Genomic DNA, 21,627 nt, shown 5'->3' with positions numbered 1-21,627 from the left:
GTGCGCCGCCGCCGTCGCCACGCGCACGGCACTCCACGCGTCAGGGAAACCACTTCTCGCGCGCCCCCACATCACTGGAGGAATAGTGAACATCAGACGTTACGGATTCGGGGCTCTGGCGCTCGTCGCCGCGAGCACGCTGGTCCTGGCCGGCTGCAGCAGCTCGAACGACTCGGGCGGAGGTGCATCGGGAGGCGACGCCGCCGCGATCATCTCCACCAACGGCTCCGAGCCGCAGAACCCGCTGATCCCGACGAACACCAACGAGGTGGGCGGCGGCAAGATCCTCGACGAGATCTTCGCGGGCCTGGTCTACTACGACGCCAAGGGCGCCCCCGAGAACGACGTCGCCGAGTCCATCGAGTCGGACGACGCGCAGAACTACACGATCAAAATCAAGTCGGGCCTGACCTTCACGAACGGCGACCCGGTCACCTCCAGCTCGTTCATCGACGCCTGGAACTACGGCGCCAAGCTGTCGAACAACCAGCTCAGCGCGTCGTTCTTCTCGAACTTCGAGGGCTTCAGCGACACCGAGGACAGCGAGCTCACCGGCCTCAAGGCCGTGGACGACACCACCTTCACCGTCGCGCTCAAGTCCCCGCAGTCGGACTTCCCGATCAGCCTCGGCTACTCGGCGTACTACCCGCTGCCCGCCGCCGCGTTCGACGACATGGCCGCCTTCGGTGAGAACCCGATCGGCAACGGCCCGTACAAGCTCGACGGCGACGACGCGTGGCAGCACGACGTCCAGATCGAGCTCGTCAAGAACGACGAGTACACCGGCCCCCGCGAGGCCCAGAACGGCGGCCTGAAGATCGTCTTCTACGCCACCCAGGACGCCTCCTACGCCGACCTCCTCGGCGGCAACGTCGACGTGATCGACCAGATCCCGGACTCCGCCTTCGGCACCTTCGAGAGCGACCTCGGCGACCGCGCCGTGAACCAGCCCTCGGCCGTGTTCCAGTCCTTCACCATCCCGGGCCGTCTCCCGCACTTCGACGGCGAGGAGGGCCAGCTCCGCCGCCAGGCGATCTCGATGTCCTTCGACCGCAAGGAGATCACCGACGTGATCTTCGAGGGCACCCGCACCCCGGCCTCCGACTTCACCTCCCCGGTGATCGACGGCTACAGCGACGCCCTCTCCGGCGCCGACGTGCTCGAGTACAACCCCGACGAGGCCAAGGCGCTGTGGGCTCAGGCCGACGCGATCAGCCCCTGGGACGGCACCTTCAAGATCGCCTACAACGCCGACGGCGGCCACCAGGGCTGGGTCGACGCGGTGACCAACTCGATCAAGAACACGTTGGGCATCGACGCCGAGGGCGACGCGTACCCGACCTTCGCCGAGGCGCGCACCAAGATCGTCGACCGCTCGATCGAGACCGCGTTCCGGACCGGATGGCAGGCCGACTACCCGAGCCTCTACAACTTCCTCGGACCGCTCTACGTGACCGGCGCCTCGTCCAACGACGGCGACTACTCGAACCCCGAGTTCGACACCCTGCTCCAGCAGGGCCTGTCGGACGCCGACGCCGACGCTGCGAACAAGACGTTCCAGCAGGCCCAGGAGATCCTCCTGAAGGACCTCCCGTCGCTGCCCCTGTGGTACGCGAACGTGACCGGCGGCTACGGCGAGGGCGTGTCGAACGTCGAGTTCGGCTGGAACTCGGTGCCGCTCTACTACGAGATCACCAAGAACTAAGCTCGAACCACTGGGGCGCTTCGCCCGTGCCGTCGGCCACCAGGTCACGGCACGGGCGGAGCGCCCTGTTTCGGTCACAATCGAATGAGGTCCCCATCCATGCGACTCCGGAACCGGCTGGGCTGACATGCTCGCCTACATCGTCCGACGCATCCTGCAAGCCGTCCCCGTGCTCATCGGCACCACGTTCCTCATCTACTTCATGGTCTTCTCCATGCCGGGGAACCCGCTCCTGTCGCTCTTCGGCGACAAGACGCCGAGCCCCGCACTCCTCGCCCGCCTCGAGGAGCAGTACCACCTGAACGAGCCCTTCTTCGTCCAGTACCTGTACTACCTGGGAGGCGTCGTCCGCGGCGACTTCGGCATCTCGTTCTCCGGCCAGTCCGTCAACGAGATCCTCGCCCGCACCTTCCCGGTCACCCTGACGCTCGCCATGATGGCGATCGTCATCGAGATCGTCGTCGCGCTGACCATCGGCCTCGTCAGCGGTCTGCGCAAGGGCAGCTTCTTCGACGCGAGCGCGCTGGTCGTCAGCCTCCTGCTCGTGTCGGTGCCGATCTTCGTGCTCTGCTTCATCGCGCAGTCCTTCTTCGCGATCCAGCTGGGATGGTTCCCTCCGACCGTCGGAGCCGACGCGTCGTTCCAGAGGCTGCTGCTGCCCGCGATCGTGCTCGCCCTGTTCGTGGTCGCCTCGGCCATCCGCCTCACGCGCGGCTCGGTCATCGAGACGGCCGGCTCGGACTTCGTCCGCACCGCGTACAGCAAGGGGCTCTCGCGACGCCGCGTCATCCCCGTGCACGTCCTGCGCAACTCGCTCATCCCGGTCACGACGCAGTTCGGAGCCGACTTCGGCCTCCTGATCGTCGGCGCGACCGTGACCGAGGGCATCTTCAACGTTCCCGGAGTCGGGAACACGCTCTATCAGGCGATCATCCGAGGTGAGCGGCCGACCGTCGTCTCCTTCGTCACGGTCATGGTGCTGTTCTACCTCGTGGTGAACATCCTCGTCGACCTGCTCTACGCCGTACTCGACCCGAGGATCCGCTATGCCAAATGAGTCCACCGGCGGCGCGCAGAAGGCCCGCCGCATCGACCACTTCGTGGCCCCGCTCGAGGAGACGCCGATCGCGTCGGTCGACGCCGTCAGCCTCGACGAGAAGCCCAGCAACCTCTGGACCGACGCGTGGCGCGACCTGCGCAAGCGGCCCATGTTCTGGATCTCGGGCGTCCTGATCCTCGTCATCATCGCCGTCGCGCTGTTCCCGGGCCTGTTCACCTCGGTGGACCCCCGCCAGTGCGCGCTCTCGTTCAGCAACCAGGGCCCCGGCGACGGCAGCCTGCTCGGCTACACCAAGCAGGGGTGCGACGTCTTCTCGCGGATCATCCACGGCACGTCCACGTCGCTGACCGTCGGCCTCATCGTGATCGTGATCACGACGGTCTCCGGCGTCATCGGCGGCGCTCTGGCCGGCTTCTTCGGCGGCTGGGTCGACACCGTGATCATGCGCCTCGGCGACATCTTCTTCTCGATCCCCTACATCCTCGCCGCGGTCGTCATCATGTCCGTCTTCTCGGCCTACCGGAACGTGTTCGTCATCGCCCTGGCGATCGGCGCGTTCGCCTGGCCGACGACGGCGCGCGTCCTGCGCTCCGAGGTCCTCCGCGTGAAGCAGGCCGACTTCGTCGGCGCCGCCACCGCGACCGGCCTCTCCCGCATGGCGATCCTGTTCCGGCACGTGCTGCCGAACTCGATCGCTCCCGTCATCGTCGTCACGACGATCTCGCTCGGCGCGGCCATCACCGCGGAGGCGACGCTGTCGTTCCTCGGCGTCGGCCTTCCCGGCTCGGTCATGTCGTGGGGCAACGACATCAGCCAGGCCCAGCGCGATCTGCGCACCAACCCGCAGACGCTGATCTACCCGTCGATCGCCCTGACGGTCACGGTGCTGAGCTTCATCCTCCTCGGCGAATCGCTCCGCGACGCGCTCGACCCGAAGGCGAGGGCCCTCCGATGACCGCCACGACACCGAACGCACCGCACGGGCCGCTGCTCGAGGTCACCGACCTCGAGGTCGGCTTCCAGACCGGCAGCGGACTGGTCCCCGCCCTCCGCGGCGTGAGCCTCACGATCGAGCACGGCCAGACCGTCGCGATCGTGGGGGAGTCGGGCTCCGGCAAGTCGACGACCGCCGCCGCGATCATCGGCCTGCTCCCCGGCACCGGCCAGGTCACCGCCGGCTCCGTGCTGTTCGACGGCAAGGACCTCGCGAAGGCGACGAGGACCGAGCTCGAGGACATCCGCGGCCGCCGGATCGGCTACGTCCCGCAGGACCCGATGTCGAACCTGAACCCCGTGTGGTCGGTCGGCTTCCAGGTCGAGGAGACCATCAAGGCCAACGGCCTCGCGACCGGTCGCAAGGAGGTGCGCGCCAAGGCGATCGAGGTCCTGCAGAACGCGGGCCTCGCCGACGCGGAGAAGCGCCTCAAGCAGTTCCCGCACCAGTTCTCGGGCGGCATGCGCCAGCGCGTGCTGATCGGCATCGGCCTGGCCGCGGCTCCCCAGCTGCTGATCGCCGACGAGCCCACCTCGGCGCTCGACGTCACGGTCCAGCGCCGGATCCTCGACCACCTCGAGACGCTGACGAAGACCGACGGCACCGCGCTGCTCTTCATCACGCACGACCTGGGCCTCGCCGCCGAGCGCGCCGAGAAGCTCATCGTCATGTACAAGGGCCGCATCGTCGAGTCCGGCGCCTCGGTGGAGGTGCTGCAGAACCCGCAGCACCCCTACACGCAGCGCCTGATCGCGGCGGCGCCCAGCCTCGCGTCGCGCCGCATCCAGTCGACGGCCGGCCGGGCCGTGGAGTCGGTCTCCGGCGAGTCGGAGGCCGTGCGCGAGGTCGACCTGGTCGGCGCGGGCGCCGCGCACCACGCCGGCGCGGTCGCCTCGGGCGCCCCGATGATCGAGGTCGACGGCCTCACGAAGGTCTTCAAGATCCGCCGCGGCGGCCTGAAGGCCGAGGACTTCACCGCCGTCGACAACGTGTCGTTCTCGATCCCGAAGGGCACCACCACGGCGCTCGTGGGCGAGTCCGGATCGGGCAAGTCGACGATCGCCCGCCTGGTGCTGGGCCTCGAGACGGCGACGTCCGGAGCGATCTCGATCGCCGGTCGCCGGACCGAGAAGCTCAAGGGCCGCGACATGCTGGCGCTCCGGCGCTCCATGCAGCCGGTGTTCCAGGACCCGTACGGCTCGCTCGACCCGCTGCACAACATCGGCAACACCATCTCGGAGCCGCTGCGAGTGCACAAGGTCGGCGACCGGACGTCGCAGCGCGAGCGCGTCCTCGAGCTGCTCGACCAGGTGTCCCTCCCGCGCGTGATCGCGAGCCGGTACCCGAACGAGCTCTCCGGCGGCCAGCGCCAGCGCGTGGCGATCGCCCGCGCGCTCGCGCTGAAGCCGGAGATCGTGGTGCTCGACGAGGCCGTGTCGGCTCTGGACGTCCTCGTCCAGGCGCAGATCCTCCGCCTCCTCGCCGACCTGCAGGCCGAGCTCGGGCTGACCTACCTGTTCATCACGCACGACCTGGCGGTGGTCCGCGTGATCGCCGACGACGTCTGCGTGATGCAGAAGGGCAGGATCGTCGAGCACGCCCCGACGGACACCGTGTTCGACTCGCCGCAGCAGGAGTACACCCGCGAGCTGCTCGACGCCATCCCCGGCGCCGGCATCGAGTTCGCGGTCTGACCGACCGTCACCAGGGCCCCGGCCCCGCCTGGAGCGCTCCTCGGAGCCCTCCGGAGCGGGGATCCGGGGCCCTTCGCCGTGCGGACGCCTCGCTGCGGTACGATGGATGGTCCCCCTTTTGCACGAGAACACGAGACGAGTCCGTATCCATGGCAAGTGCCACCCGCTCCGACCTGCGCAACGTCGCGATCGTCGCCCACGTCGACCATGGCAAGACCACGCTGGTCGACGCCATGCTCAAGCAGACGAACTCCTTCGACGCGCACGCCCACGTGGACGAGCGCGCGATGGACTCCAACGAGCTCGAGCGCGAGAAGGGCATCACGATCCTCGCGAAGAACACCGCTGTCTCGTACAGCGGCAAGCACGCGAGCGACGGTCCCATCACCATCAACGTCATCGACACCCCGGGCCACGCCGACTTCGGCGGCGAGGTCGAGCGCGGCCTGTCGATGGTCGACGGCGTCTGCCTCCTCGTCGACGCGTCCGAGGGCCCGCTGCCCCAGACCCGCTTCGTGCTGCGCAAGGCGCTCGAGGCGAAGCTCCCCGTCATCCTCCTGGTCAACAAGACCGACCGCCCCGACGCGCGCATCGACGAGGTCGTCGCCGAGAGCCAGGACCTGCTCCTCGGCCTCGCCTCCGACATGGCCGACGACGTGCCGGACCTCGACCTCGACGCGATCCTCGACGTCCCCGTGGTCTACGCCTCCGGCAAGGCCGGCCGCGCCTCGGCGAACAAGCCCGAGGACGGCACGCTGCCGGACGCCGAGGACCTGGAGCCGCTGTTCGAGGCGATCCTCAAGCACATCCCCGCGCCGACCTACGACGACGACGCGCCCCTCCAGGCCCACGTCACCAACCTCGACGCGTCGCCGTTCCTCGGCCGCCTCGCCCTCCTCCGCGTCTTCAACGGCACGATCAAGAAGGGGCAGACGGTCGCCTGGGTCCACCACGACGGCACCCACACCAACGCGCGCATCACCGAGCTGCTGATCACCAAGGCGCTCGACCGCTACCCGGCCGAGTCCGCGGGCCCCGGCGACATCGTCGCGATCGCGGGCTTCCCCGAGATCACCATCGGCGAGACCATCGCCGACCCCGAGGACATCCGCCCGCTGCCGGCCATCACGGTCGACGACCCGGCGATCTCGATGACGATCGGCACCAACACCTCGCCGCTCGTCGGCAAGGTGAAGGGCCACAAGCTCACGGCGCGCATGGTCAAGGACCGCCTCGACCGCGAGCTCATCGGAAACGTGTCGCTCAAGATCGTCGACATCGGACGCCCCGACTCGTGGGAGGTCCAGGGCCGCGGCGAGCTCGCGCTGGCCATCCTCGTCGAGCAGATGCGCCGCGAGGGCTACGAGCTGACCGTCGGCAAGCCCCAGGTGGTCACCCGCCAGGTCGACGGCAAGACGCACGAGCCCTTCGAGCACCTCACGATCGACGCCCCGGAGGAGTACCTCGGCGCGATCACGCAGCTCCTCGCCGCCCGCAAGGGCCGCATGGACGGCATGTCGAACCACGGCACCGGCTGGGTCCGCATGGAGTTCATCGTTCCGTCGCGCGGCCTGATCGGCTTCCGAACCGAGTTCCTCACCACCACGCGCGGCACCGGCATCGCGAACGCGATCCTGCACGGCTACGAGCCGTGGGCCGGCGCGATCGTCACCCGCAACAACGGGTCGATCGTCGCGGACCGCAACGGCGTCGTGACCCCGTTCGCCATCATCGCGCTCCAGGAGCGGATGACCTTCTTCGTGAACCCCACCGAGGAGGTATACGAGGGCATGGTGATCGGCGAGAACTCTCGCAACGACGACATGGACGTCAACATCACCAAGGAGAAGAAGCTGACCAACATGCGTCAGTCCACCTCCGACACCTTCGAGTCGATGACGCCGTCGCGTCAGCTGACGCTCGAGGAGTGCCTCGAGTTCGCCCGCGAGGACGAGTGCGTCGAGGTCACCCCCGAGGTCGTCCGCATCCGCAAGGTGGAGCTCGATGCGAACGCCCGCGCGCGCATGACGAGCCGCCTCAAGAAGCAGGGCTGAGCCCCGGGCGCCTCGGCGCCCGCCCACGACGAGACCGGCCGGAGCGATGCTCCGGCCGGTCTCGTCGTCTCCGCCCGGTGCTGCAGCGTGCAGCGCCGATCCCGTCCCTCGCGGTCCGGATCAGCCCGCCGGACTCGGAAAGGGAGAGGGGGTCGAGGACTCCGCCTCGAGCGTCGAGGTGACGAAGGAGACGAACGCCGCCGCGTCGTCCGGCTTCCCCGTGTACTGCTCGCCGTTCACCAGCACGGTGGGCGTCGACTCGAGCTTCGGCAGCGAGGAGTTCGCGAGGGGGAGCGAGGTGGCCCGCTCGGTCGCGGCCTTCACCCAGGGCCGGAACTCGCCCGCGGTCATGCAGGCGAGGACGTCGTCGTCGGTGACGCCCGCTCCGGTCACCAGCGCCCGCAGAGCGTCGTCGTCGAGGCCGGTCGACCCCTCCGCCGGCTGCTGCGCGAAGAGCGCCGCGTTCACGGCGAGGAAGCGGTCCGGATCCTCGTCGGCGACGCACGCCGCGGCGTTCGCGGCCCGGCTGGAGTACTCGGAGCCGGCCGAGGAGGAGTCGAGGATCGCCACCGGGTGGATCTCGAGCGTGATCGCCCCCTTCGTCAGCCACGACTGCAACTGCTCGGCGTTCGCCTTCTCGAACTGCCCGCAGTACGGGCAGAGGTAGTCGACGTAGAGGTCGACGGCGACGACTCCGCCCGCCCGTGTGGCGCTCTCGTCGGTCGGGACGGGGGAGGCTCCCGGAGCGAGTGCCGCGGTCGTCGTCGCCGACACGGCCGAGCCGTCGCCCGCGAGGACGATGCCGTCGCTGAGCATGTTCGCCGGGCCGGCGCTCGCGACCTCCTGCTGCGACCAGACGTTCCAGCAGACCAGGGCCACGACCGCGAGGAGCCCGACGACCGCTCCGCCCTGCCCGAGCAGCCGGTTCCGGCGCCGCCGGCGCCTCTCCGCTTCGCGGCGCTCCCGCGCCTGCGCTCGGGCGAGCTCCTGGCGCTCGCGCTTGGTCAGGCCGCTTCTCGCACTGTTCCCGGACATCGCCGACGACGCTACGGGCGCAGGCTTCGGCGCGCCGTGGAGTGCGCCCGCCGGATCCTGGGACGAAGTGCGGGTCCTCTCAGGGATCAGGCGAAGAGGCCGGAGCCGAGGAAGTCAGTCTCGTCGCTGGCACCGGGCGGCACCGCGAACACGGCCGAGCCGACGTGCTTCACGTACTCGTTCAGCGCGTCCGTCGCGAGGTTCCGCTGCACGGTGACGAACTGCTCCGGGGAGCGCTGGAACGAGAGGAAGAACAGCCCCGCGTTCAGGCGTCCGAGCTCGTCGTTGCCGTCGACGAAGTTGTAGCCGCGGCGCAGGAGCCGCACCCCGTTGTTCACGCTCGGATGCGCGAGGCGCACGTGCGACTCCTGATCGATCAGCGGGGCACCGGTGGCGCCGGCCGCTGCGAAGTCCGGCTCGGTGGACTCCGTGCCGCCCGAGAGCGGCGCTCCGGACCCCTTGCTGCGGCCGATGACCCGCTCCTGCTCGCCCAGCTGGCTGCGGTCCCACGTCTCGATGATCATCCGGATCTTCCGCGCGACCAGGTAGCTGCCGCCGACCATCCACGCGGGGCCGTCGGAGGAGGGGACCCAGACGTGCTCTTCTACGGCGTCGGCCTCCTCGGACTTCACGTTCGCCGTGCCGTCCTTGAAGCCGAAGAGGTTGCGCGGAGTCGCCTGGGCGGTGGACGTCGAGGAGGTGCGGCCGAAGCCGAGCTGCGACCAGCGGAGCGAGGCCCGGCCGAACGCGATCCGGCTCAGGTTGCGGATGGCGTGCACGGCGACCTGCGGATCGTCGGCGCAGGCCTGGATGCAGAGGTCGCCGCCGCCGGCCGACGGGACGAGCGCGTCGCCGCGGAAGCGGGGCAGGGCCTGCAGCTGCGGAGGCCGGCGGTCGGCGAGGCCGAAGCGGTCGGCGCCGGACTCGTCCGTGAAGAGGGTGGGTCCGAAGCCGACCGTGACGGTGAGGGACGCGGCGTCGAGCCCGAGCGCCTCCCCGGTGTCCTCCGGGGGAGCCGTGTCCGGCCCGTCCACCGCGCCGGTCTCGCCGATCTCGAGGCCCTGGGTCATCCGCGAGGCGGCGAGCGTCCAGTCCTTCAGGAGCTCGACGAGGTCCTCGCGCGTGGTGCCCGCGGCGAGGTCGAACGCGGCGAAGTGCAGCCGGTCCTGAGCGGCGGTGGTGATGCCCGCCTGGTTCGCGCCGAAGAACGGCACGGTGCGCGTGGCGGAGGAGGCCGTCGCGCTCGCAGACGATGTGACGGCCACCGTGCCGCCCACTCCGGCGGCCAGCCCGGCCGTCCCCGCCGAGACGAGGCCGAGAAGCCCGCGCCGCGAGAGGCGGCGGGGCTCGTCGGAGGGCTGTTGGGAAGCCGTCGGCCGGGCTCCCTCGTGATGCTCGGCGCCCACTAGGCGGCCGGCTCCTCGACGCCCAGCACCGTGTGGGTCAGCTGCGAGAGCGGCTCGGAGAGAGCGTTGACCGCGTCCGAGAGCTCCTTCTTCTGCTCCGCGGTGACGGTGGAGTACGCAGCGAAGCCGGAGTCGATCGAGCCGTACTGCGCGAGCAGGGCGTCGAGCTCGGAGAACCGCTGCGTGATCCGTCCGGTGAGGTCGGCGCCCTCGTCGCCGCTGGCGGTCGCGATCGGCTCGACGTTGCCGAACGCCACCTCCGCGCCCTGGACGTTCGCGGCGAAGTCGGTGAGGTCAGTGCTCGACCACCAGTCCTCCTCGCCCGTGATCTTGCCGGCCGCGACCTCGTCGAGCAGGCCGATGGCGCCGTTGGAGATGTCGCCCACCGAGACGGTGAAGCCGGGCGCGTTCACGAGGTCGGCCAGGCTCTGCACGTCGTCGACGAGGCCCTGGCCGAACTGCGCGCGCTGCTCGGGGGTGGAGGGCGCCCAGTCGAGGAGCGCGCTCGTGCCGTCGGAGTTGAGCGCACCCTCCGCGGGGGCCCACAGGTCCTTCTCGATGCGGTGGAAGCCGGTCCAGTCCAGGCCCTCGGCGACGGCGTCGACCTCGCGGTAGTCGATGCGCGGGTCGAGGTCGCCGAACGCCTCCGCGGTCGGCTCGATCCGCTCGTAGAAGACGCGGGTCGACGCGAAGAGGCCGCGCGCCTTCTCGTCGTCGCCGGCCTCGTAGGCCTGGGCGAACTCGGCCACCGCGGGGAGCAGCTCGCCCACCTGCGACTTCACGTACGCCACGTAGTTGGTGACCGCCGCCTCCGTCGCCGCCTTCTCGTCCGCCGACTGCGCGGTGGCCTCACCGGTCACGGTGAACTCGCTCAGCCCGACCGGGGCGCCGACCTGCTGGAACTTGCAGGCGGTGTAGTAGGTGCCCGGCTCGAGCTGAGCGACGTAGGAGACGCTCTGGCCCGGGGTCACGTTCTCCTTCTCGCCCACGATCCGCAGCTTGTCCTCGGCCAGGATCTCGAACTCGTTGACGTCCGAGCCGCCGTTGGTCAGTGAGAACGTCACCGCTCCCGCCTCGGCGGTCGCCGTCGACACCTCGCAGGCGTCGTCCCTGATCGCGACGTCGAGCGCGGCGGAGGAGGAGGACGCGGGAGTGTTCGGCACGCAGCCCGTGAGGATCAGCGCCAGGGCGCCGGCGCCGGCGAGGCCGAGGGTGACGCGGGGGAGGGTGGGACGAGCGCGCGAGGACATGCTTCTCCTGGATCGGGGCGAGTGCGCCGGCGGTGCCGGAGCGGGTCAGACGGAGGTGGGAGCGGGAGCGGCGACCGGGGCCGCGCTGCCCCGTCGCGGACCGCGCAGGCGGACCTGGCGGACGAACAGGGCGCCGACGACGACGAGGTAGAGCAGCCAGGCGGCGAACTGCAGAGCGGTCGGCTCGGGCGTGTAGTTGAAGAGGCCGCCGACCACGGCGGTCACGGGCGGCGGGAGGATCGGGCCGAGCGAGAACAGCGGGGTGCCCCAGCCGGGCAGGAGCGACGCCTCCTGCAGGTCGCCGACGCCGTAGGAGAGGACGCCGGCCGCGACAAGGATGAGGAAGCCGCCCGTCCAGGTGAAGAAGCGCCCGAGGTCGATCCGGACGAAGCCCCGGAAGATCAGGTACGCGATGACGACCGAGCTGAGGATGCCCAGCATCGCGCCGACCGTGCCGACCCACGCGCTGGATCCCGACCCCGCAGTGCTCGAGGACACGCTCGCCCAGACGAAGAGCGCCGTCTCGATGCCCTCGCGGCCGACGCTGATGAAGCCGAGGACCACGATGCCGAGGGCCGAACCCGCGACGGCGCCGTCGAGCCGGGACTCGAGGTTGCCCTTCATGCTGCGGGCGTTCGCGCCCATCCAGAAGATCATCCAGGTGACCAGGCCGACCGCGAGGATCGAGAGGCCGCCGCCGATGAGCTCCTGAGCCTGGAACGACAGGGTCGAGGGGCCCCAGGTGAGGATCGCACCAGTGACGAGTGAGATCGCGATCGCGGCGGCGATACCGGTCCAGAGCCGCGGCAGCACGTCGCGCCGGCCGAGCTTGGTCAGGTAGGCCACGAGGATGCCGACGACGAGGCCGGCTTCGAGGCCTTCGCGGAGGCCGATGAGGTAGTTTGCGAGCACGCGTGTTCTCTTGGTCGATGGTGGACGAGGAGGGGGCGACTCCCGCCCCGAGTCGATCCGGTCGGCGGGGCTCCGTTGTTCGGTAAGCCTTGCCTAACCCGGGTCGACTGTAGTCCGCTGCCCGGTCGCTGTCCAGAAGCACCCGCAGCGGAGGACGCGCAGGACGAGAGGCGGAGAGTGGACGCGGGCCGGGACGCAGCAGCGGAGCGGGTGGTGGCGGTGCACGCCCACCCCGACGACGAGACGATCACCATGGGCGGGACCCTGGCGCGGCTGGTGGCGCAGGGCGCCTCCGTCACCGTCGTCACCGCCACGCGGGGCGAGTGCGGCGAGGTCATCCCCGAGGACCTCGCTCCGCTCGAGGGCTCGGCCGAGCTGGCCGCGCACCGGACGACCGAGCTCGTCGTCGCCCTGACGGCCCTCGGCGTCGCCGACCACCGCTTCCTCGGCGAGGGGGGCGCCCGCGCACCCGGCCTCGCTCCGCGCGTCTACCGGGACTCCGGCATGCAGTGGGGGCCCGGCCGCGTCCCGGTGCCGCTCGAGCCGGTGCATCCCGCGTCCTTCACCGCCGCGCCCGAGGACGAGGAGGTGGCGGATCTCGTCGCCGTCCTCCGGCAGGTCGACGCGGGCGTCGTGCTGTCGTACGACGCGGGCGGCGGCTACGGCCACCCGGACCACGTCCGCACCGCCCGGGTCGCCGAGCGCGCCGCCGAGCGCCTGGGCCTGCGCTTCCTCGCCGTCCTCCCCGACGCGGCCCCGCCCCTCCCCGGGGACGTCGTGATCGAGCTGTCCGCCGAGGACCACGCCCGCAAGCGCGCGGCCCTCGAGGCGCACGCGACGCAGCTGGTGGTCGAGGGCGACGAGGCCCGCCTCTCGAGCGGTCCGCCGTTCCCCATCGGCCGCATCGAGCGCTTCCGCCCGGTCGCGCAGGCGGGCCGTCCGGCGCCGCTGCCGGAGGAGCGTCCGACGCTGGGATCGCGCGTGCTGTCGGGCGTCGCCGGAGTCCTGGTCGGCGCGGTGGTCGGAGCGATCACGACGGTCGCTCACCAGAGCACCGTGTCGGTCGGCGGAGTCGTCCTCCCGGTCGGCCTGGCCGCCTCCCTCGCCGGCGTGCTGCTGCTCCTGCTCGGGCTGCGCCTCGTGCTCATCGACCGGTTCGTCGCGTTCTGCACTGCAATGGGCCTGCTCGGGATGATCGGGCTGCTCGCCCTGCGCAGCACCGGCGGATCCGTCCTCGTCCCGGCGAACGGCCTCGGCGTGGCCTGGACCTTCCTCCCCGCCCTCATCGCCCTCGTCGTGATCGCCTGGCCGCGGCTGCGGGCGGCCGCTCCCGCCGCCGCCCCGCGGCCCGCGGACGCCGACGCCCCGTCGGCCCCCGTACGATAGAGACACTGTTCGAAGGGACCTGGAGCACCGTGACCTACGTGATCGCACTTCCGTGCGTCGATGTCAAAGACCGCGCCTGCATCGACGAGTGCCCGGTCGACTGCATCTACGAAGGCGAGCGCTCGCTCTACATCCACCCGGACGAGTGCGTCGACTGCGGTGCCTGCGAGCCGGTCTGCCCCGTCGAGGCGATCTACTACGAGGACGACCTCCCCGAGGAGTGGTCCGACTACTACAAGGCCAACGTCGAGTTCTTCGACGAGATCGGCTCCCCGGGCGGAGCCGCCAAGGTCGGCGTGATCGCGAAGGACCACCCGGTCATCGCGGCGCTGCCTCCGCAGAGCCACTGAGGCCGCTCCCGTGGCCCTCAGCGCGCTGCCCGACTACCCCTGGGACCTGATGGCGCCCTTCGCCTGCACGGCGGCGGAGCACCCCGGCGGGATCGTCGACCTGTCGATCGGCTCGCCGGTGGACCCGACGCCCGCCCCGATCCGCGACGCGCTCGCCCGCGCGACGGACTCGCACGCGTACCCCACGACCGTGGGCACCCCCGCTCTGCGCGAGGCGATCGCCGCCTGGTACGCGCGGCGGCGCGGAGTCGAGGGCCTCGGGATCGACGAGGTCCTGCCGACGATCGGCTCCAAGGAGCTCGTCGCCTGGCTGCCCTTCCTCCTCGGACTCGGGGAGGGGGACGTGGTCGTGCATCCGCGCGCCGCCTACCCGACGTACGCGATGGGCGCGGCGATCGCCGGCGCTGAGGCGCTCGCCTCCGACGACCCCGCCGAGTGGCCCGCGACGACACGCCTGGTCTGGCTCAACTCTCCCGGCAACCCCGATGGCGCCGTGCTCGACGTGCCCGCCCTGCAGCGCGCCGTCGCCCGTGCCCGTGAGCTGGGCGCTGTGATCGCGGGGGACGAGTGCTACGCCGAGCTCGGCTGGGACGGCCGCTGGGCCGACGAGCCGATCCCGAGCGTCCTCGACCCGCGCGTGGTGGGGGAGGACCGCACCGGGGTCCTCGGCGTCTACTCGCTGAGCAAGCAGTCGAACCTCGCCGGCTACCGCGCCGCCTTCGTCGCCGGGGACGCGGCCCTGATCGCGCGCCTGGTGACCGTCCGCAAGCACGCGGGCATGATCGTGCCCGGTCCGCTGCAGGAGGCGATGATCGTCGCCCTCGCCGACGACGAGCACGTCGCCGCGCAGAAGGAGCGCTACCGCTCCCGCCGCGACTGCCTCCGGCCCGCCCTCGAGTCCGCGGGCTTCCGGATCGACCGCAGCGAGGCCGGCCTCTACCTGTGGGCGACCGAGGGCCGCCCGGCCTGGGAGTCCATCGACCGCCTCGCCCGCCTCGGCGTCCTCGCGGGCCCCGGCGTCTTCTACGGGGAGGGCTTCCCCGAGCACGTGCGCCTCTCGCTGACGGCCTCCGACGAGCGGATCGACGCGGCCGTGGAGCGCCTGTCCGGCGGCCTCTGAGGCGTTCGACCCGGCCGATCCTGGCGGGTTCCGACAAGGCCCCGGCCCCAGCGCTGGGCGATGTCACAGTGCCCCCGCTTTGCCCATAGGCTGTATGTGGTTCGGTCGACGGCGCCTCGCGAGGCCCCGGCTGCACCACGATCCAGACCCGGCGCCGCCCGCTCCGCGCGAGCGCTTCCGGGGTGCGACCGCGACGACCTGGGAGGCGTTGTGACCGAATCCGGCACGCAGAGCGACGGAACCGCGACGGTGGGCTCCACGGAGCCCGCGACCGGGAGCGCCACGACATCGCCTCCCGCGCCGGCGGAGCAGGAGCTCCCCGAGAAGGTCACGCTCACCTTCGGCGACCGCACCGCGGACTTCCCGGTCCTGCGCAGCGTCGACGGCTCCTCGAGCATCGACTTCTCGACCCTGTCGAAGCAGACCGGCTTCATGTCGCTCGACTACGGCTTCGTGAACACGGCGGCGACCAAGTCGCAGATCACCTACATCGACGGCGACCAGGGGATCCTCCGCTACCGCGGCTACCCGATCGAGGAGGTGGCCACCAACGCGACCTACCTCGAGGTGGCCTGGCTCCTCATCTACGGCGAGCTGCCGACGGCCGACGAGCTCGCGGGCTTCGACGAGCGCATCCGCCGCCACACGCTCCTCCACGAGGACCTCAAGCGCTTCTTCGACGCGCTCCCTCACAGCGCGCACCCCATGTCGGTGCTCTCGGCCGGAGTGTCGGCCCTGTCGACGTACTACGAGGACAGCTCCAACCCGAAGGATCCGGAGGCTGTGGAGCTCACCTCGATCCGCCTCCTGGCGAAGCTGCCCGTGATGGCGGCGTACGCCCACAAGAAGGCGATCGGCCAGGCGTTCCTCTACCCGGACAACTCGCTGAGCTTCGTCGACAACTTCCTCCGCCTCAACTTCGGCACGATGGCCGAGCAGTACCAGGTCGACCCGGTGCTCTCGAAGGCGCTCGACCGCCTCCTGATCCTCCACGAGGACCACGAGCAGAACGCGTCGACGTCGACCGTCCGCCTCGTCGGCTCCACCGAGGCGAACCTCTACGCCTCCGTCTCGGCCGGCATCAACGCCCTGTTCGGCCCTCTGCACGGCGGAGCGAACGAGGCGGTGCTCACCATGCTCGGCCGGATCCGCGAGTCGGGCGAGAGCGTGTCGACGTTCGTCGAGCGGGTGAAGAACAAGGAGGAGGGCGTGCGCCTGATGGGCTTCGGCCACCGGGTGTACAAGAACTACGACCCGCGCGCGAAGCTGGTCAAGGAGAGCGCCTCCGAGGTCCTGCAGGCCCTCGGCGTGAAGGACCCGCTGCTCGACATCGCGATGGAGCTCGAGGCCCTCGCTCTCGAGGACGACTACTTCAAGGAGCGGCGCCTCTACCCGAACGTCGACTTCTACACGGGCGTCATCTACAAGGCGATGGGCTTCCCGACCCGGATGTTCACCGTGCTCTTCGCGATCGGCCGCCTGCCCGGCTGGATCGCCCACTGGCGCGAGATGAACACCGACAAGCAGACCAAGATCGGCCGCCCGCAGCAGCTCTACATGGGCGCGCCCGAGCGCCACTGGCCGACCGACCGCTGACCGGTCCCCGAGAGCCCGTCCCCGCCGGGGGCGGGCTCTCGCCGTGCGGCGCACCCGCCTCTCGTCGGCCGTCCGAGGCTCGAACCGCTTCTTCGAGGCGGGACGCAGAGCGGCGTGGTCGCCGCGGACTCGATCAGCTCGGATCGTTCCGGGGCGCCGCATGCGGGACCAGCGGCGCCGGACGCCCGCCCTCAGGCGTGCAGGGCGGCGTTCAGCTCGATGCCGGCGCCGGTGCGGGGGAGGACCTCGACGGCCCCGGTGAGGGAGTTGCGGCGGAAGAGTAGGTTCGGCACGCCCGAGAGCTGCACGGCCTTCACGGTCTGCGGGGCGCCGTCGGCGCGCGGCGCTCCGCCGACCACGACGACCTTGGTGCCAGCGGTCACGTAGAGGCCGGCCTCGACGACGGTGTCGTCGCCGAGGGAGATGCCGATGCCCGAGTTCGCACCCAGCAGCGCCCGCGCGCCGATCGAGACGCGCTGCACTCCTCCGCCCGAGAGGGTGCCCATGATGGAGGCGCCGCCGCCGATGTCCGAGCCGTCGCCGACCACGACGCCCTGCGAGATGCGCCCCTCGACCATCGAGCTGCCGAGAGTCCCGGCGTTGAAGTTGACGAAGCCCTCGTGCATCACCGTCGTGCCGGGTGCCAGGTGCGCGCCGAGGCGGACGCGAGAGGTGTCCGCGATGCGCACCTTCGCCGGAGTGACGTAGTCGGTCAGCCGCGGGAACTTGTCGATGCCGGTGGCCTGGATGCCGTGGCGCCGGAGCGAGGGCCGCAGGCGGGTGAACGACTCCGGCGAGACCGGACCGGCGTTCGTCCACACCACGTTCGGCAGGTGCGCGAAGACGCCGTCGAGGTTCACCTCGTTCGGGCGGACCAGGAGGTGCGAGAGCAGGTGCAGCCGCAGGTAGGCGTCGGACGTGGAGGCGGGCGGCGCCTGCACGTCGATCTGCAGGGTGACCACGTCGATGCGGACCTCGCGGCGCGGATCCTCGCCGGCCTGCTCCTCGAACTCCGCCGGCACGATCCAGGGGTCGCGGCCGGCCGGGATGGTGCCGAGGCGCGGCTCCGGGAACCAGGTGTCGAGGACGGTGCCGTCGGCGGCCACGGTGGCGAGCCCGTATCCCCAGGCGGAGGCGGGCGCGGAGGAGTCTGCGGAGTGCTCGAGGGTCATGCCGATCAGGGTAGCGCGGAGCGTCCGGCCGCTACCCTGGGGCGCATGGCCGATCCGACCACCGCCCCTCCGCTCGATCTGCGCACCGATCCGGTCGCCCTGACGCGGATCCTCTGCGACATCCCGTCCGTCTCGGGCGACGAGCTCGAGATCGCGGACGCTGTGCAGTGGGCGCTCGAGCAGTACGACCACCTCGAGGTCATCCGCGACGGCCACACCGTCGTGGCGCGGACGAACCTCGGCCTCGCCCAGCGCGTCGTGATCGCCGGGCACCTCGACACGGTGCCGGTCAACGGCAACCTGCCCGTCGTCGCCGAGACGATCGACGGCGTCGAGCACCTGGTCGGCCGCGGGACCGTCGACATGAAGGCCGGAGTGGCGGTGCAGCTCGTCCTCGCCGCCGAGCTCTCCGATCCGGCCGTCGACATCACCTGGATGTGGTACGACAACGAGGAGGTCGCAGCGGACCTCAACGGCCTCGGCCGTCTCTCCCGGCACCGCCCCGACCTCTTCTCCGCCGACTTCGCCGTGCTCGGCGAGCCGACGAGCGGAGCAGTGGAGGGCGGCTGCAACGGGACGCTCCGGGTCGACGTGGTCACCCGCGGCGTCCGCGCCCACTCCGCCCGCAGCTGGGTCGGCGAGAACGCGATCCACGCGGCCGCGCCGATCCTCGACCGCCTCGCCGCCTTCGTGCCGCGCGAGGTCGAGGTCGAGGGCCTCGTGTACCGCGAGGGCGTCAACGCCGTGCGCGTCACCGGCGGGGTCGCGGGCAACGTGATCCCGGACCTCTGCACGGTGCAGGTCAACTACCGCTTCGCCCCCGACCGGTCCGGGGAGGAGGCGCTCGCCCACCTCGAGGAGCTCTTCGAGGGGTTCGAGGTGACGGTGGACGATCTGGCCGAGGGCGCCCGCCCGGGGCTGGACGCACCTCTGGCCCAGGCCTTCCTCGCGGCCGTCGGAGCCGAGGCGAAGCCCAAGTACGGCTGGACCGACGTCGCGCGGTTCTCCGCCATGGGCATCCCGGCTGTCAACTACGGACCGGGCGACCCGCTCCGGGCCCACGCCGACGACGAGCGCGTGGCGGTGCACGAGATCACCGAGTGCGCCGAGGGCCTCCGCCGCTGGCTGACCGCGTCCTCGTGAGCGCGAGCGCCACGGCCGTCCCCGTCCGACTCCGCCTCCGCCTGCGCCTGGTCCCGTGGTGGGCGCGGGTCCTCCTGGTGTACATCGCGACCCGCGTGGTCACGACCGTGATCCTGCTGCAGTTCGCCGCGCACCAGCTCGCGAACCCGTGGACCGGCCCCTCCCCGTCCTACTCGGCCTTCGCGTCGATGTGGGACGGCCGCTGGTACGAGATCATCGCGGCCACCGGGTACCCCGGCTTCCTGCCGATCACGCAGGACGGCCACGTGGGGGAGAACGCCTGGGCCTTCATGCCGCTCTACCCGGGGGTCGTGAAGGCGCTGATGGCGGTCACCGGCCTCACCTGGGCTCCGGCCGCCGTGACCGTCTCCGTCCTGTGCGGAGCCGGAGGCTGCCTCGTCCTGTACCGCCTCTTCCGGCACTCCCTCGGCGAGTCGCAGTCGCTGACGGCGGTGCTGCTGTTCTGCGTGGCGCCGACCTCGCCGCTGATGCAGCTCGCCTACGCGGAGTCGATGGCGATGCTCCTGACCGCGGTCACGCTCCTCCTCCTGGTGCGGCGGCGCTGGCTCGCGGTCGTGCCCGTGGTGCTGCTGCTGGGCCTGACCCGGCCGAGCGGGCTCGCCTTCGCCGCCGCGCTCGGCCTGTACGTCGTCTACCGGTTCGTCCGGCGCCGCACGGAGCCGTTCCCGCGGTCGGAGTGGCTGCCGGCCGTGGGCCTGACGGCGTGGGGGCTCGTGGTCGGCTTCCTCTGGCCTGCCGTGGCGTGGGTCGTCACCGGGTCGATGACCGCGTACACCGACACCGAGCTGGCGTGGCGTGCGGTCTACATCGGCTACCAGGAGCTGCTCCCGCTGACTCCGTGGTTCCAGGGCGGCGCCTGGTGGGGCTCGTGGTGGTTCGGTGCTCCGGCCGTCGGCGTCGTGCTGGTGGTGCTCCTGCTGGCGGCGTTCGTCGGGATCCTCGCCGCACCGTGGACACGGCGGCTCGATCTCTTCAGCCGGGCCTGGGTCGCCGGGTACGGCGTCTACCTGCTGGCGTTCTTCTTCCCGCAGTCGAGCACCTTCCGGCTGCTGGGCCCGATGTTCCCGCTCGTCGGAGCGCTGGCGGTGCCGCGCTCGCCGGTCTTCCGCGTCGCGCTGGTCCTGCTCGGGATCGGCGGCCAGATCGTCTGGATCTCGATCTGCTGGGCCGTTGCCGGATCGGACTGGACCCCGCCGTGATCGTGCCGCGCGCCCGCCCGGCGCGGTGCTCCTCCGGGGACTCCCGACTCCCGCACGGGTATGCTCGTCGGAATGTCTCCCCTCACGCCAGCCGGTGAGCCGCGACACGCGTCGCCCCTCCTCCGGCCGACCCGCCGGCGAGCCGCGGCGACACCCGCCCGCTCCCCGCTGACGACCGCCTCCGCCTCCTCGACGGACCGCGGGCCTCTCGCGTGAGCGCCACCGCGATCGCGCCGGAGACGGAGGACGCCTCTCCGTCCCGCTCCCGCTGGGGTCTGCTCCGGAGGATCCCGTGGTGGATCCAGGTGCTCCTGGTCTTCGCCGTGTCCCGCGTCGTCACGACCGTGATCATGCTCCGTGTCGGCGCCGTGCGTCAGGGCGTCGAGTGGACGGGACTCCGCGACACCTACGTCCGGTTCGCGACGACGTGGGACGGCGGCTGGTACGAGCGGATCGGGATGACGGGGTACCCGTCGGTGCTGCCGCTCTCGCCGTCCGGAGCCGTGGAGCAGAACCCCTGGGCGTTCATGCCCGTCTACCCGTTCACCGTCCGCGGCCTGATGAACATCACCGGGCTCGACTGGGCGAACGCGGCGGTGCTCGTCGCCCTGGTCTGCAGTGCAGCGGCGTGCCTGGTGATCTACCGGCTGTTCCGCGTCTCGCTCAGCGAGGGCCAGGCGCTGATGGGGATCGTCTTCTTCTGCGTCGCTCCGACGTCCCCGATCCTGCAGATCGGCTACGCGGAGTCCGGCGGCATCCTCCTGACGGCCGTGCTGCTCCTCCTGCTGGTGCGTCGCAAGTGGATCTGGACGTTCCCCGTCGTGCTGGTCGTGGGGCTCCTGCGCCCGAGCGGCCTCGCGATCGCGGCGATGACGGGCCTCTACTTCCTCTACCGCGTCTGGCGCCACGGGCGCGGCACCGAGCCGTTCGCCCGCCGGGAGTTCGCCTTCACGGTCTCCCTCACGGTCTGGTCCCTCGCGGTGGGCTTCGCCTGGCTGCTCATCGCCTGGGCCGTGACCGGCTCCTTCACCGCCTACACCGACACCGAGCTCGCCTGGCGCAGCGTCTTCATCGGCGAGGGCGAGCTCATCCCCTTCACCTCCTGGTTCGCCGGTGGAGGCTGGTGGGGAGGCCTCTGGTTCGGCTCGCCGATCACGGGCATGGGCATCACTGTCGTGGTGGTGCTCGGATTCCTGGCGATCCTGTTCTCGCGGGCCACGCGCAGCCTCGACGTCTTCTCGCGGCTCTGGGTCGGCGGCTACGCGATCTACCTCTTCGCGTTCTTCTACCCGCAGTCGAGCACGTTCCGCATCCTGATGCCGATGTTCCCGCTGGCCGGGGCGCTCGCGGTGCCGCGGTCGACCCTCCTGAGGGTGTTCGTGGTGGCCGCATCGATCGTCGGGCAGATCGTCTGGGTGCTGCTGTGCTGGGTGTTCACCCCGGGCGACTGGTCCCCGCCGTGATCGGCTGACGCCCGACTTCCGGGCGCGGTTCGGAACACCCCCGCGGATGCACGATAATAGGGGGATA

At 71.0% G+C, this 21,627-nt stretch carries 17 protein-coding genes; 12 read left to right on the top strand and 5 right to left on the bottom strand.

What is annotated here, in order from left to right; genetic code table 11:
* Nucleotides 1-85 precede the first annotated feature (85 nt).
* The 5 genes from C5C36_RS00475 to typA all read left to right on the top strand — a co-directional run bounded on the left by C5C36_RS00475 (nt 86) and on the right by typA (nt 7,507).
* A complete protein-coding gene (locus tag C5C36_RS00475) occupies nt 86-1,705 on the top strand; it encodes an ABC transporter substrate-binding protein (protein ID WP_104232745.1) in 1,620 nt (539 codons plus the stop codon).
* 127 nt (nt 1,706-1,832) lie between these two features.
* Entirely contained in the window at nt 1,833-2,762 is a 930-nt protein-coding gene (locus C5C36_RS00470) for an ABC transporter permease (protein WP_104268461.1), read from the top strand.
* Nucleotides 2,752-3,720, top strand: coding sequence for an ABC transporter permease (locus C5C36_RS00465; RefSeq protein WP_104222976.1), 969 nt, complete (start codon nt 2,752-2,754; stop codon nt 3,718-3,720). The genes C5C36_RS00470 and C5C36_RS00465 overlap by 11 nt, the downstream gene beginning before the upstream one ends.
* The gene (locus C5C36_RS00460; RefSeq protein WP_104260189.1) at nt 3,717-5,453 is read left to right on the top strand and encodes an ABC transporter ATP-binding protein; all 1,737 of its coding nucleotides are present in this window, start codon (nt 3,717-3,719) and stop codon (nt 5,451-5,453) included. Before C5C36_RS00465 ends, C5C36_RS00460 begins: the two co-directional genes overlap by 4 nt.
* A 149-nt stretch (nt 5,454-5,602) precedes the next feature.
* A complete protein-coding gene (gene typA / locus C5C36_RS00455) occupies nt 5,603-7,507 on the top strand; it encodes a translational GTPase TypA (RefSeq protein WP_104222978.1) in 1,905 nt (634 codons plus the stop codon).
* Nucleotides 7,508-7,627: 120 nt separating this feature from the next.
* On the opposite strand, the gene C5C36_RS00450 is transcribed toward typA, so the two are convergent.
* From C5C36_RS00450 to efeU, 4 genes are all read right to left on the bottom strand, one after another.
* A complete protein-coding gene (locus C5C36_RS00450; protein WP_104309068.1) occupies nt 7,628-8,542 on the bottom strand; it encodes a thioredoxin domain-containing protein in 915 nt (304 codons plus the stop codon).
* A gap of 86 nt (nt 8,543-8,628) precedes the next feature.
* Complete coding sequence (gene efeB, locus C5C36_RS00445) at nt 8,629-9,948, bottom strand: iron uptake transporter deferrochelatase/peroxidase subunit (protein WP_104309067.1); 1,320 nt, start codon at nt 9,946-9,948, stop codon at nt 8,629-8,631.
* A complete protein-coding gene (gene efeO / locus C5C36_RS00440) occupies nt 9,948-11,198 on the bottom strand; it encodes an iron uptake system protein EfeO (protein ID WP_104237549.1) in 1,251 nt (416 codons plus the stop codon). Before efeO ends, efeB begins: the two co-directional genes overlap by 1 nt.
* A 45-nt stretch (nt 11,199-11,243) precedes the next feature.
* Nucleotides 11,244-12,110: an iron uptake transporter permease EfeU gene (gene efeU, locus C5C36_RS00435; protein ID WP_104309066.1), complete on the bottom strand. Its 867-nt coding sequence runs from the start codon at nt 12,108-12,110 to the stop codon at nt 11,244-11,246.
* A gap of 177 nt (nt 12,111-12,287) precedes the next feature.
* On the opposite strand from efeU, the gene C5C36_RS00430 reads away from it, so the two are divergent.
* The 4 genes from C5C36_RS00430 to C5C36_RS00415 all read left to right on the top strand — a co-directional run bounded on the left by C5C36_RS00430 (nt 12,288) and on the right by C5C36_RS00415 (nt 16,562).
* Nucleotides 12,288-13,496: a PIG-L family deacetylase gene (locus C5C36_RS00430; RefSeq protein WP_104309065.1), complete on the top strand. Its 1,209-nt coding sequence runs from the start codon at nt 12,288-12,290 to the stop codon at nt 13,494-13,496.
* A 29-nt stretch (nt 13,497-13,525) separates the two neighbouring features.
* A complete protein-coding gene (fdxA, locus tag C5C36_RS00425; protein ID WP_104222984.1) occupies nt 13,526-13,846 on the top strand; it encodes a ferredoxin in 321 nt (106 codons plus the stop codon).
* A 10-nt stretch (nt 13,847-13,856) separates the two neighbouring features.
* Entirely contained in the window at nt 13,857-14,966 is a 1,110-nt protein-coding gene (dapC, locus tag C5C36_RS00420) for a succinyldiaminopimelate transaminase (RefSeq protein WP_104262480.1), read from the top strand.
* Nucleotides 14,967-15,176: 210 nt separating this feature from the next.
* Nucleotides 15,177-16,562 carry a citrate synthase gene (locus C5C36_RS00415; RefSeq protein ID WP_258068982.1) on the top strand — a complete coding sequence of 462 codons (1,386 nt, stop codon included), beginning with the start codon at nt 15,177-15,179 and terminating at the stop codon, nt 16,560-16,562.
* A 191-nt stretch (nt 16,563-16,753) separates the two neighbouring features.
* On the opposite strand, the gene dapD is transcribed toward C5C36_RS00415, so the two are convergent.
* The gene (gene dapD / locus C5C36_RS00410; protein WP_104232738.1) at nt 16,754-17,734 is read right to left on the bottom strand and encodes a 2,3,4,5-tetrahydropyridine-2,6-dicarboxylate N-succinyltransferase; all 981 of its coding nucleotides are present in this window, start codon (nt 17,732-17,734) and stop codon (nt 16,754-16,756) included.
* A gap of 45 nt (nt 17,735-17,779) precedes the next feature.
* Between dapD and dapE the strand changes: the two genes are divergently transcribed.
* The 3 genes from dapE to C5C36_RS00395 all read left to right on the top strand — a co-directional run bounded on the left by dapE (nt 17,780) and on the right by C5C36_RS00395 (nt 21,560).
* Nucleotides 17,780-18,877, top strand: coding sequence for a succinyl-diaminopimelate desuccinylase (gene dapE, locus C5C36_RS00405; protein ID WP_104309064.1), 1,098 nt, complete (start codon nt 17,780-17,782; stop codon nt 18,875-18,877).
* Nucleotides 18,874-20,097 (top strand): hypothetical protein, encoded by a 1,224-nt coding sequence (locus tag C5C36_RS00400; RefSeq protein ID WP_258072152.1) that lies wholly within the window; start codon nt 18,874-18,876, stop codon nt 20,095-20,097. The genes dapE and C5C36_RS00400 overlap by 4 nt, the downstream gene beginning before the upstream one ends.
* A 212-nt stretch (nt 20,098-20,309) precedes the next feature.
* Nucleotides 20,310-21,560 (top strand): hypothetical protein, encoded by a 1,251-nt coding sequence (locus C5C36_RS00395; RefSeq protein ID WP_104309063.1) that lies wholly within the window; start codon nt 20,310-20,312, stop codon nt 21,558-21,560.
* Nucleotides 21,561-21,627: the final 67 nt, after the last annotated feature.

The organism is Rathayibacter sp. AY1G1 (assembly GCF_002932095.1).
GTDB lineage: Bacteria > Actinomycetota > Actinomycetes > Actinomycetales > Microbacteriaceae > Rathayibacter.
This window is presented reverse-complemented; position numbering and strand designations above follow the sequence as displayed.

What these genes read in the sequence shown, in the direction of transcription:
- C5C36_RS00470 (WP_104268461.1), top strand. Translation starts at nt 1,833, where the DNA reads ATGCTCGCCTACATCGTCCGACGCATCCTGCAAGCCGTCCCCGTGCTC.
- C5C36_RS00465 (WP_104222976.1), top strand. Translation starts at nt 2,752, where the DNA reads ATGCCAAATGAGTCCACCGGCGGCGCGCAGAAGGCCCGCCGCATCGAC.
- C5C36_RS00460 (WP_104260189.1), top strand. Translation starts at nt 3,717, where the DNA reads ATGACCGCCACGACACCGAACGCACCGCACGGGCCGCTGCTCGAGGTC.
- typA (WP_104222978.1), top strand. Translation starts at nt 5,603, where the DNA reads ATGGCAAGTGCCACCCGCTCCGACCTGCGCAACGTCGCGATCGTCGCC.
- C5C36_RS00450 (WP_104309068.1), bottom strand. Translation starts at nt 8,542, where the DNA reads ATGTCCGGGAACAGTGCGAGAAGCGGCCTGACCAAGCGCGAGCGCCAG.
- efeO (WP_104237549.1), bottom strand. Translation starts at nt 11,198, where the DNA reads ATGTCCTCGCGCGCTCGTCCCACCCTCCCCCGCGTCACCCTCGGCCTC.
- dapD (WP_104232738.1), bottom strand. Translation starts at nt 17,734, where the DNA reads ATGACCCTCGAGCACTCCGCAGACTCCTCCGCGCCCGCCTCCGCCTGG.
- dapE (WP_104309064.1), top strand. Translation starts at nt 17,780, where the DNA reads ATGGCCGATCCGACCACCGCCCCTCCGCTCGATCTGCGCACCGATCCG.